8 protein-coding genes are annotated in these 10,663 nt (G+C 71.5%); 1 reads left to right on the top strand and 7 read right to left on the bottom strand.

What is annotated here, in order from left to right; all coding sequences use genetic code 11:
* Nucleotides 1-72: 72 nt before the first annotated feature.
* From gatB to gatC, 3 genes are all read right to left on the bottom strand, one after another.
* A complete protein-coding gene (gene gatB / locus ACH34Q_RS46790) occupies nucleotides 73-1,557 on the bottom strand; it encodes an Asp-tRNA(Asn)/Glu-tRNA(Gln) amidotransferase subunit GatB (RefSeq protein WP_395989741.1) in 1,485 nt (494 codons plus the stop codon).
* A 14-nt stretch (nucleotides 1,558-1,571) separates the two neighbouring features.
* Entirely contained in the window at nucleotides 1,572-3,095 is a 1,524-nt protein-coding gene (gene gatA, locus ACH34Q_RS46785) for an Asp-tRNA(Asn)/Glu-tRNA(Gln) amidotransferase subunit GatA (protein ID WP_395989740.1), read from the bottom strand.
* Between the two features lie 76 nt (nucleotides 3,096-3,171).
* Nucleotides 3,172-3,471, bottom strand: a complete 300-nt coding sequence (gatC, locus tag ACH34Q_RS46780; RefSeq protein ID WP_395989739.1) for an Asp-tRNA(Asn)/Glu-tRNA(Gln) amidotransferase subunit GatC — start codon at nucleotides 3,469-3,471, stop codon at nucleotides 3,172-3,174.
* 221 nt (nucleotides 3,472-3,692) lie between these two features.
* Here gatC and ACH34Q_RS46775 point away from each other — a divergent pair, with 221 nt between their 5' ends.
* Entirely contained in the window at nucleotides 3,693-3,923 is a 231-nt protein-coding gene (locus ACH34Q_RS46775; protein WP_395989738.1) for a DUF6458 family protein, read from the top strand.
* Nucleotides 3,924-3,963: 40 nt separating this feature from the next.
* On the opposite strand, the gene ACH34Q_RS46770 is transcribed toward ACH34Q_RS46775, so the two are convergent.
* From ACH34Q_RS46770 to ACH34Q_RS46755, 4 genes are all read right to left on the bottom strand, one after another.
* Nucleotides 3,964-6,117: a putative bifunctional diguanylate cyclase/phosphodiesterase gene (locus ACH34Q_RS46770; protein WP_395989737.1), complete on the bottom strand. Its 2,154-nt coding sequence runs from the start codon at nucleotides 6,115-6,117 to the stop codon at nucleotides 3,964-3,966.
* Nucleotides 6,118-6,378: 261 nt separating this feature from the next.
* On the bottom strand, nucleotides 6,379-8,568 hold the full coding sequence (ligA, locus tag ACH34Q_RS46765) for an NAD-dependent DNA ligase LigA (protein ID WP_395989736.1): 2,190 nt from the start codon (nucleotides 8,566-8,568) through the stop codon (nucleotides 6,379-6,381).
* 52 nt (nucleotides 8,569-8,620) lie between these two features.
* Nucleotides 8,621-9,658, bottom strand: a complete 1,038-nt coding sequence (locus ACH34Q_RS46760) for a methionine synthase (protein ID WP_395989735.1) — start codon at nucleotides 9,656-9,658, stop codon at nucleotides 8,621-8,623.
* 52 nt (nucleotides 9,659-9,710) lie between these two features.
* Nucleotides 9,711-10,535 carry an LLM class F420-dependent oxidoreductase gene (locus ACH34Q_RS46755; protein WP_395989734.1) on the bottom strand — a complete coding sequence of 275 codons (825 nt, stop codon included), beginning with the start codon at nucleotides 10,533-10,535 and terminating at the stop codon, nucleotides 9,711-9,713.
* Nucleotides 10,536-10,663 lie beyond the last annotated feature (128 nt).

Genomic DNA, 10,663 nt, shown 5'->3' with positions numbered 1-10,663 from the left:
CACGGGGCGTGTACCCCTCCCGGACCCCCACACAACGGCGACCACGCCACGAGTCAACGGGACGGGCGCGGTCTAGGAGACGCCGAGGCGTTCCAGGATGAGCTGGCGGGCTCTGCCGGCGTCGGCCTGGCCTCGGGTGGCCTTCATGATCGGGCCGATCAGCGCGCCCACGGCGCTGGCCTTGCCGCCGCGGATCTTGTCGACCACGTCCGGGTTGTCGGCGATCACCTGGTCGATGATCGCGACCAGCTCGCCGTCGTCGCTGACGACCTTGAGGCCGCGGGCGGCGACCACCTCGTCCGGCGTGCCCTCGCCGTCCAGGACACCGGTGAACACCTGGCGGGCCAGCTTGTCGTTGAGCTCCCCGGCGGTCACCATCGCCTGGATCCGGGCCACCTGCTCCGGGGTGATCGGCAGCTCGGCCAGCTCCACCCGGTCCTCGGTGGCGCGGCGGGACAGGTCGTTCATCCACCACTTGCGGGCCGCGCCCGCGTCGGCGCCCGCCTGGATCGTCTCCTCGATCAGGTCGAGCGCGCCGGCGTTGACGACGTCGCGCAGCTCCATGTCGGAGAGCTTCCACTCCTGCTGGACCCGGGCGCGGCGCGCGGCGGGCAGCTCGGGCAGCGTCGCGCGCAGCTCCTCCACCCACTCCCGGGCCGGTGCCATCGGCACCAGGTCGGGCTCGGGGAAGTAGCGGTAGTCCTGGGCCTCTTCCTTGCTCCGCCCGCTGGTGGTCGCGCCGGTGTCCTCGTGGAAGTGCCGGGTCTCCTGGACGATCCGGCCGCCCGCGTCCAGCACGCCCGCCTGCCGCTCGATCTCCGACCGTACGGAGCGTTCGATCGAGCGCAGCGAGTTGACGTTCTTGGTCTCGGTCCTGGTGCCCCACTCGGTGGCGCCGCGCGGCATCAGCGAGACGTTGACGTCGCAGCGCATCGAGCCCTGCTCCATCCGGACGTCGGAGACGTTCAGCGAGCGGACCAGCTCGCGCAGCTCGGTGGCGTACGCCTTGGCCACCAGCGGCGCCTTCTCGCCGGTCGCGGGGATCGGCTTGGTGACGATCTCCACCAGCGGGATGCCGGCCCGGTTGTAGTCGACCAGCGAGTGGTCGGCGCCATGGATGCGGCCGGTGGCGCCGCCGACGTGCAGCGACTTGCCGGTGTCCTCCTCCATGTGGACGCGCTCGATCTCGATCCGGTACGTCTCGCCCTCGACCTGGACGTCCAGGTGGCCTTCGACGCACAGCGGCTCGTCGTACTGCGAGATCTGGAAGTTCTTCGGCATGTCCGGATAGAAGTAGTTCTTCCGGGCGAACCGGCACCACTCGACGATGTCGCAGTTCAGCGCCAGGCCGATCTTGATGATGCCCTCGATCGCGGCGCGGTTGGTCACCGGCAGCGCCCCGGGCATGCCCAGGCAGACCGGGCAGACCTGGGTGTTGGGCTCGGCGCCGAACCCGGTCGGGCAGCCGCAGAACATCTTGGACTCGGTGCCCAGCTCGATGTGGGTCTCGATGCCCAGCACCGGCTCGAACCGCGCCAGCGCCTCGTCGTACGGCATCAGCGTCGGGGTCGTCACTTGGCCGCCTCCACCAGTTCGGGGGCCTTGGCCAGCAGCGGGCCGCCCCAACGGTCTTCCAGGGCCCGCTCGACGGCGGCGCCCACCCGGTACACCCGGTCGTCGTGCATCACCGGGGCCATGATCTGCAGGCCGACCGGCAGTCCGTCCTCGTCCGCCAGCCCGCACGGTACCGAGATCCCGGGGTTGCCCTCCAGGTTGCTCGGGATCGTGTACAGGTCGGCCAGGTACATCGCCATCGGGTCGTCGGCGCGCTCGCCGATCGGGAACGCGGTGGTCGGCGTGGTCGGCGAGACCAGCACGTCCACCTGCTCGTACGCGGTCGCGAAGTCGCGCGAGATCAGCGTCCTGACCTGCTGCGCCTTGCCGTAGTAGGCGTCGTAGTAGCCCGACGACAGCGCGTAGGTGCCCAGCATGATCCGCCGCTTGACCTCGGGGCCGAAGCCCTCGGCCCGGGTCAGCGCCATGACCTCCTCGGCGCTGCGCGTCCCGTCGTCGCCGACCCGCAGCCCGTACCGCATCGCGTCGAAGCGGGCCAGGTTGGACGAGGCCTCCGACGGCGCGATCAGGTAGTACGCGGGCAGCGCGTAGGTGAAGTTGGGGCAGGACACCTCGACGACCTTGGCCCCCAGCGACTCCAGCAGCTCGACCGCCTCGTTGAAGCGGGCCAGCACGCCGGCCTGGGCGCCCTCGCCGGTGGCGAACTCCTTGACGACGCCGACCCGCATCCCGGCCACGTCGGCGCGGCGGGCGGCCTCGACGACCGGCGGTACGGCCTGGTCGATCGAGGTGGAGTCCATCCGGTCATGCCCGGAGAACGCCTCGTGCAGCAGCGCCGCGTCCAGCACGTTGCGCGCGAACGGTCCCGGCGTGTCGAGCGAGGACGCGAACGCGATCACCCCGTACCGGGAGGAGCCGCCGTAGGTGGGCTTGGTGCCCACGATCCCGGTCACCGCCGCCGGCTGCCGGATCGAGCCGCCGGTGTCGGTACCGGTCGCCAGCGGCGCCTGGTACGCGGCGACCGCGGCCGACGAGCCGCCCGAGGAGCCGCCGGGGATCCGGTCGAGGTCCCACGGGTTGCGGCTCACGCCGTAGGCGCTGTTCTCGGTGGACGAGCCCATCGCGAACTCGTCCATGTTGGTCTTGCCGAGGATGACCAGCCCCGCCTCGCGCAGCCGCGCGGTCACGGTCGAGTCGTACGGCGGCCGCCAGCCCTCAAGGATCTTGGAGCCGGCGGTGGTGGGCATGTCCGTGGTGGTGAACACGTCCTTGTGCGCGATCGGTACCCCGGCCAGCGGACCGAGGTCCTCGCCGGCGGCGAGCCGCTCGTCGACCCGGCGCGCCTGCGCCAGCACCGTCTCCTCGTCCACGTGCAGGAACGCGTGCACCTTGCCGTCGACGGCCGCCACCCGGTCCAGATGCGCCCGCGCGACCTCTGCCGACGAGGTCTGCCCGGAGGCGATCAGCTCCGCCAGCTCCGCCGCGGTCCGCCCCGCCAGGTCACCGTTGCTCCCGCTCATGCCGCCCTCCCCGCTCATGCTGCTCCCCCTGCGGGCGTCCGGGGCGCCTCGAGGCGCCGCCTTCCCTCCCGCCCGCTCATGCTTCCTCGTCCAGGATCCGGGGTACGCGGAAGCGCTGCTCCTCGGCCGCCGGGGCGCCCGACAGGGCCTGCTCCGGCGTGAGCGAGGGGCGGACCTCGTCGGCCCGGTAGACGTTGGTCAGCGGCAGCGCGTGCGAGGTCGGCGGGATGTCCTCCGCCGTGGCCTCCTGTACCCGGGCGACCGCGGAGATGATCTGGTCCAGCTGCGTGGCGAGACGGTCGAGCTCGTCGTCGCCCAGCGCCAGCCGGGACAGCCGGGCGAGGTGGGCCACCTCGTCACGGGTGATGGCGGACATGTGACAACCGTTTCTACGGGTGGATTGGGATTCGAGGCCATCCTATTGCGCGCGTCCCGCCCGGCCGACCGCTTTACCGCCCGCGCGTACGGCGGGGCCGAGGCGCGGGCGACGTGGAACCGGCCGGGCACGGTGGGTGATATGTACGCTTTCCCTCGTTTCCCCCGGGCCGGGCGGGGCAGAACGGGGACGTCCGGGGGACGACGAGAGGAGCATGCGCCATGACCATCGGCGGCAGTCTCGCCCTGATCATCATCGGTGCGATCCTGGCCTACGCGGTGGACATCGATATCAGCGGTATCGATCTCCGGGTGGTCGGCATCATCCTCATGATCGGCGGGCTGGTCGGCCTGATCATCGGGATCGTCCGGCTCAGCATGGCCCGCCGCAGGGTCCCGCCGCCCGTACGCCAGGACCCGTACTACGAGGACCCTCCGCGCCGTCCCTACTGACCGCCGTACCTACTGACAGCCGCACCTACTCAACGAAGGCTCAGGCCGCTGGCTCGGGGGCACGTTCCACACCGCCGCGCAGCCAGTCGGTGGCGGCGGCGGCCTCCATCGGGCGGCCGAAGTGCCAGCCCTGGGCCGCGTCGCAGCCCATCTCGCGCAGCAGCACCGCCGTGCGTGCCTCCTCCACGCCCTCGGCCACGGTGCGCAGCCCGAGCGTGCGGGCCAGATCGACGATCGAGCGTACGATCACCGCGTCGTCGGACGAGTCGGCGATCCGCTGGATGAACGAGGCGTCGATCTTGATCTCCTCGACCGGCATCCGCTTGAGCCGGACCAGCGAGGAGTAGCCCGTACCGAAGTCGTCCAGGCTGAGCGGGATGCCGAGGGCCGCCAGCGCGCTCACGGTCTCGGAGGCGTACGCGGGCTCGTTCATCAGGATCCGCTCGGTGATCTCCAGTTGCAGGGCCGCGGCGGGCAGCCCCCGCTGCAGCAGACCGGACTCGATCGCCTCGGTGAGGCCGGTGTCGAGCAGGTCGCGGCCGGAGGCGTTCACCGCCACCTGGACGGTCAGGTCCTCGCGCCACCACGCGGCGGCCTGCGTGAGCGCGGCCTCCACCACGTAGTGGGTGATCGAGCGCATCAGGTACGTCTGCTCGGCGATCGGCAGGAAGTGCTCGGGGCCGAGCAGCCCCTTGTCGGGGTGCCGCCAGCGCACCAGGGCCTCCATGCCGACCAGCTGGCCGTCGTGCAGGGAGATCTTGGGCTGGTAGTGCAGCTCCAGCTCGCCGCGGTCGACCGCGCGGCGCAGGTCGCCGAGCATGGTGAGGCGGGCGGGCGAGTTGCGGTCGTTGGCGGAGGAGTAGATCTCGACGCCGTTGCGGCTGGCCTTGGCGTTGTACATCGCGACGTCGGCGCGCTGCAGCAGCAGCTCGAAGTCGGGGGCGTGGTCGGGGAACAGCGCGATCCCGACGCTGGCCTCCAGATCGAACGACATGCCGTCCAGCCGTACCGGCTCGCTGAGCGCGGCCCGCATCCGGGCCGCGACCTCGCGGGCGGCGGCGGCGTCCCGGATCGTGGGCAGCAGGATCGCGAACTCGTCGCCGCCGAGCCGCGCGACCAGGTCGCCGGGCCGCACGCTGTGGGTGAGGCGGTGCGCGACGAGCTGCAGCAGGCGGTCGCCGGTGGGGTGGCCGAGGGTGTCGTTGACCTCCTTGAACCGGTCCAGGTCGAGCAGGAACAGCCCGGCGCGCCGGCTCGTCCCGTCGGCGTCCTTGTTCCGGCGGGCGGCACCGGCCAGTCCGTTCGCGAACGGCAGCAGCCCCGCCAGGAAGGGGGCCCTGGACGTGCCGGCGGCCCGCGCGCCCGCGCCGCGCGCTTCGGCGAGGGCCTCCTCGGTCCGTACGATCAGCAGCTTGCGGTTGGGCAGGCCGGTGAGCCCGTCGTGCAGGGCCTGGTGCTCGCGCCGTACCGAGACCGAGGCGTTGAGGTAGACCGCGATGAACGGCAGCACGATCAGCGGGACGAACGCGGCCGAGCGGTCCATCGCCACGACCATCAGCGGGGCCAGCCCGAGCAGCGCCAGATGCACCAGGACCTGGTAGCCGAGGTCCCAGCGGACGGCCTTGAGCAGCGAGACCCGCTCGTGCAGCGCGACGGCGACGCCGACCAGCAGGTCGTTGCAGACGAAGTAGGCGGTGCCGGCCACCGCGATGGCGATCAGGTCGGTGCCCTCGGGCACCCAGAGCGCGATCGGGTCGGCGTGCACCCCGAACAGCCGCAGCACCAGCTGGGCCGCGCCCAGCGCAAGGGTGTACTGGGCGACGTTGAAGGCGATCCGGTGCGGGCTGCGGCCGCGCAGGATCCCGCATGTCGCGGCGGCGACGGCCTGCAGGACGGCGGCGATCGGCAGCCCGGCGTACAGCAGCGCGGCGAACGCGAACGTGGTGGAGGTCGTCGCGCCGTTGTTCTCGGTCGAGCCGGGCGTGATGATCGGCCGCAGCTCGCCGAACACGATGAAGCAGGCCAGGATCCAGAAGACCGGATTGCGCACCAGCGCGTCGATCTCGGCTCCGGACATCCCGGCGAGCGCGGTACCGCACGCGGCGGCGCCCAGCAGGACCACCACCACGAAGTAGATCCACAGTGGTGAACCCTGGCGCGGCATCGTGTTCCGCGTGTTGTTCGGGTCCTTCATCACATCCTCGGGGGGAGTACGAGGGCCGTCCTCCGGCCCCGGACCGCGGCCGCTACGAGGTGAAGGTCCGCTTCCCGGTGTGACGGCCGGAGGTTCTGGTGAGTCGTGATGTCAGGGAGAGTACGACCTTCACTCAACTTCGCGAAACCGGTTGGGTACGTTCCGTTATTCCCATTCTGCCCTAGGATGCAGCCCCTGGGTAGCGGAACTGTACCACTGGGTAACCATAACCTGGTTAACCGTGTAACGACCACACCCCGGTCATGCGTCCCCGCTGAGCGTCACGGCCGTGGCCGCATCCGGCCCTTCGGCCAGCAGTACCCGGAATCCGGCCTCATCCAGGACCGGCACGCCCAGCTTGACGGCTTTGTCGTATTTGGACCCTGGGCTGTCCCCCACCACCACGAAGCCCGTTTTCTTCGACACCGACCCGGTGACCTTGCCGCCCAGACCCTGCACCGCCTCGGTCGCCGAGTCCCGGCTGAACTCCTCCATCGTCCCGGTGATCACCACGGTGACGCCCTTGAGCGGCTGCGGCGCGGCGGACCCCTCGTCCTCCATCCGGACGCCCGCCTCGGCCCACTTGCGCACGATCTCCTGGTGCCAGTCGACCTCGAACCAGCGCTTGATGGAGCTCGCGATCGTGGGGCCGATCCCGTCGACCGCCGCCAGCTCCTCCTCGGTCGCCGACCGGATCGCGTCCATCGACCGCATCTCGCGGGCCAGGTCCTGCGCGGCCACCGGGCCGACATGCCGGATCGACAGCCCGGTCAGCACCCGCCACAGCGGCTGCGCCTTGGCCTTCTCCAGCTCGCTGAAGAGGATCTCGACGGTCCTCTTGGGCCGCCCCTCCTTGTTGGCGAAGAAGGTCACGACCTTCTCCTCGCCCGTCTTCTCGTCGATCTTCGGCAGCCCGGTGCGCTGCTCGCGGACCACCGTCTTGATCGGCAGCAGCCGCTCCACGGTCAGATGGAACAGGTCGCCCTCGTTCCGCACCGGCGGATCGGACGGCTCCAGCGGCTGGGTCAGCGCGGTCGCCGCGACGTACCCGAGCACCTCGATGTCCAGCACCTTGCGGCCCGCCACGAAGAAGAGCCGCTCGCGCAACTGCGCCGGGCAGAACTGCGCGTTCGGGCAGCGGATGTCGGCGTCGCCCTCCTTCTCGTACGCCAGCGTCGTGCCGCACTCGGGGCAGGTCTCCGGCATCTCGAACCGGCGCTCGGAGCCGTCCCGCAGCCCGCTCACCGGCGCCACGATCTCGGGGATCACGTCGCCCGCCTTGCGCAGCACCACCGTGTCGCCGATCAGAACGCCCTTGCGCTCGACCTCGCTCGCGTTGTGCAGCGTCGCGTACGTGACCGTCGACCCCGCGACCGTGACCGGCTCCATCACCCCGTACGGCGTGACCCGCCCGGTACGGCCGACCCCGACCTTGATGTCGAGCAACCGGGTGTTGACCTCCTCCGGCGGGTACTTCCAGGCGATCGCCCAGCGCGGCGCCCGCGACGTCGAGCCGAGCCGGCGCTGCAGCGGGAACTGGTCGACCTTGACCACCACGCCGTCGATCTCGTACGCGGTGTCGTGCCGGTGCTCGCCGTTGTGCTCGATGTACGCGCGGACCGCGTCCAGGTCCTCGACGATCCTGTAGCGATCGCTGACCGGCAGCCCCCACTCGCGCATCAGCTCGTACGCCCCGGCCTGGCTGTCGGGCTGCGTCCCGCCGCGCCAGGCACCGAAGCCGTGCACCAGCATGTCCAGCGGCCGCTGCGCGGTGACCCGCGGGTCCTTCTGCCGCAGCGATCCGGCGGCGGCGTTGCGCGGGTTGGCGAACGGCTCCTTGCCCGCCTCCGCCTGGACGGCGTTGACCTGCTCGAACCCCTCGACGGTCAGGAAGATCTCGCCGCGTACCTCCAGCAGCTCCGGCCAGCCCTCACCGGCCAGCCGCTCCGGTACGGTCGCGATCGTCCGGACGTTGAACGTGACGTCCTCGCCGGTCCGCCCGTCCCCCCGGGTGATCGCTCGGACGAACCGGCCGTTCTCGTACACGAGCGCGATCGCCAGGCCGTCGATCTTCGGCTCGCACAGATAGGCGGCGATCTTGCCGGCTTCGCGGACCACCCGGTCGTCCCAGGACGCCAGCTCGTCGTCGCTCATCGCGTTGTCGAGGCTCTGCATCCGTTCCAGATGCTCGACGGTGGCGAAGTCCGTGGTGATCGGCGCGCCGACCTTCTGCGTCGGCGAGTCGGGCGTGGCCAGCTCCGGGTACTCGTCCTCCAGCGCCTGCAGCTCGCGCATCCGCCGGTCGTAGCCGGCATCGCTCAGCGTCGGATCGTCGAGCACGTAGTACCGGTAGTTGGCCTCGTCGACCTCCCGGCTCAGCTCCTGATGCCGCCGGGCCGCCGCCGCCGGCCCGTCCGGCGACCCGCTGGGAACAGCTTCGCTCACGGTCATGCCCCCATTCTGGCGTGCGCGCCGTGCCGCCGGCCGCCCCGTCCAGGCCGGACTATTCGGCCGCTTCGTACAGCATCCGGGCGGTCTCGCGGCTGCGCTTCAGGGCCGACCGTACGTACCGGGGCGACGCCCCGGCCAGGCCGCACGCCGGCGTGATCACGACCTGCGCGGCAAGCGCCTCCGCCGGGAACCCCAGCCGCCGCCACAGCTCCCGTACGGGCGCGGCGGTCGCCTCCAGCGACGGCGGCGCCTTCCTGGCACCGCGCGCCGAGGTCTTCGGGGGCACCGGGTCCGTGGCGGGCACGGCACCGGCCAGCAGCCCGATCCCCGCGTCGATGACCTCGCCGATCGCATCCTCGTCGCGCCGGGGCACCACCGCGAGGTCGAACGAGATCGCCTTGGCCCCGGCACCGCGCAGCAGCCCGTACGGGACCCGGGAGGCACAGCAGTGCACGATCGGGTACGCGTCGCCGGCCGCCTCGATCACCTCGCGCAGGCCCTGCTCGGCCACCGGCGCCTCGACCGCCGCCAGCACCGAGAAGCCACTGGCGGTCGGCACTCGCCCGGCCAGCGCGGCGGGAAGCCCCGGCTCGTCGATCTGCAGCAGGATCTGCGCGTGCGGGAGCCGCCGCCGCACGTCCGCCACGTGCCGCGACACACCCTCGGCCAGCGAGGCGGTCAGGTCGCGTACGGCGCCCGGGTCCTTCAGCGCGCGGTCACCGTGCCGCAGCTCGATGGTCCCGGCCAGCGTCCAGGGACCGCAGACCTGGATCTTGAACGGGCCGTCGTGCCCCTCCGCCAGCTCCTCCATCACGTCCAGGTCGCGGGCCAGGAAGTCCCAGCTGCGCTGGGTGTCGCGGCCCGGCCGGTCGGAGAACCGCCAGCCGGAGGGCTCCACGTGCACCGGCAGCTCGACCAGCAGCCCGGCCGTACGGCCGATCATGTCGGCACCGACCCCCCGGGCCGGCAGCTCGGGCAGGTGCGGCAGCTCGGGCACCTCGCCGAGCACGGTCCGCAGCGCCTCGGCCGGATCCTGGCCGGGGTACGAACCGACCCCGGTCGCGGTCCCGGAACCCCACGGAAAACTCATCCCTGCACCCGTCGTCACAGCTGTTCACTCGTCACGGGGGAAAGCCTACTGATCAGAGCAGGCCAGCCAGCCGGTCGAGCGTGCTCAGCGTGTCCGCCTCGTTCAGCGTCTCGAGGTTGAACAGCACCTGGTCGACGCCCGCCGCGTCCAGCTCGGCCACCGCCGCCGCCTTGGCCGGCACGCCGAACATCGTCACCGGTACCCGCCTCCCGGCCCGCTCGCGCAGTTCGGCGATCCGGCGGCCCAGCGCGCCGGTGTCGCGGCCGTAGATCGGCATCCAGCCGTCCCCGATCTCCAGCACCCGGTCGAACGTGGTCGGCCCGGAACCGCCGATCATGATCGGCGGATGCGGCTTCCGCACCGGCTTGGGGAACAGGTGGACCGGATCGAAGTCGACGAACTCCCCGTGGAACTCGGCCTCGTCCTCGGTCCACAAGGCCCGGATCGCGCGGACCCGCTCGTTCAGCAGCCGCGTCCGGCTCTTCGGGTCGGTGCCGTGGTTGCGCATCTCCTCGCGGTTCCAGCCCGCGCCCACGCCCAGCACCGCGCGGCCGCCCGAGATCAGGTCCAGCGAGGCGATCTCCTTGGCCAGGATGATCGGATCGCGCTGGATGACCAGCGCGATCCCCGTCCCGACCTCCAGCCGCTCGGTCACCGCGGCCGCGGCCGTCAGCGTCACGATCGGGTCGAGCGTCCGGTAGTACTTGCGCGGCAGCTCGGCGCCCCCGGGCCACGGGGACTCGCGCTTCACCGGGATATGGGTGTGCTCGGCCACGTACAGCGAGCCGAACCCCCGCTCCTCCAGCGCCCGGCCCAGCTGCGCAGGCCCGATCCCCTCATCGGTCACGAACGTCGAGACACCGAACACTGTGCTCATTGCGACTCCCTTGGCGTCGGGCGTTGAACGCCCTCTTCGGCGGGCGATCAGATCCTCGCAGGTCTCCACCTACGTTCACCGCCCGCCCAGGGTGTTGACTCGTGGCGGGGTGGGCGGGGACGGCAGGG

Origin of the sequence: Actinomadura sp. 9N407 (genome assembly GCF_044326315.1) — a bacterium.
In the GTDB taxonomy this organism is placed as follows: Bacteria; Actinomycetota; Actinomycetes; order Streptosporangiales; family Streptosporangiaceae; genus Spirillospora.
The sequence above is the reverse complement of the archived record's forward strand: the minus strand, read 5'-3'. Positions and strand labels throughout refer to the sequence as shown.

Excerpts from the sequence above, each read along its gene's own strand:
- gatB (WP_395989741.1), bottom strand. The coding sequence starts at position 1,557 with ATGCCGTACGACGAGGCGCTGGCGCGGTTCGAGCCGGTGCTGGGCATC.
- gatA (WP_395989740.1), bottom strand. The coding sequence starts at position 3,095 with ATGAGCGGGAGCAACGGTGACCTGGCGGGGCGGACCGCGGCGGAGCTG.
- gatC (WP_395989739.1), bottom strand. The coding sequence starts at position 3,471 with ATGTCCGCCATCACCCGTGACGAGGTGGCCCACCTCGCCCGGCTGTCC.
- ACH34Q_RS46775 (WP_395989738.1), top strand. The coding sequence starts at position 3,693 with ATGACCATCGGCGGCAGTCTCGCCCTGATCATCATCGGTGCGATCCTG.
- ACH34Q_RS46770 (WP_395989737.1), bottom strand. The coding sequence starts at position 6,117 with ATGAAGGACCCGAACAACACGCGGAACACGATGCCGCGCCAGGGTTCA.
- ligA (WP_395989736.1), bottom strand. The coding sequence starts at position 8,568 with ATGACCGTGAGCGAAGCTGTTCCCAGCGGGTCGCCGGACGGGCCGGCG.
- ACH34Q_RS46760 (WP_395989735.1), bottom strand. The coding sequence starts at position 9,658 with ATGAGTTTTCCGTGGGGTTCCGGGACCGCGACCGGGGTCGGTTCGTAC.
- ACH34Q_RS46755 (WP_395989734.1), bottom strand. The coding sequence starts at position 10,535 with ATGAGCACAGTGTTCGGTGTCTCGACGTTCGTGACCGATGAGGGGATC.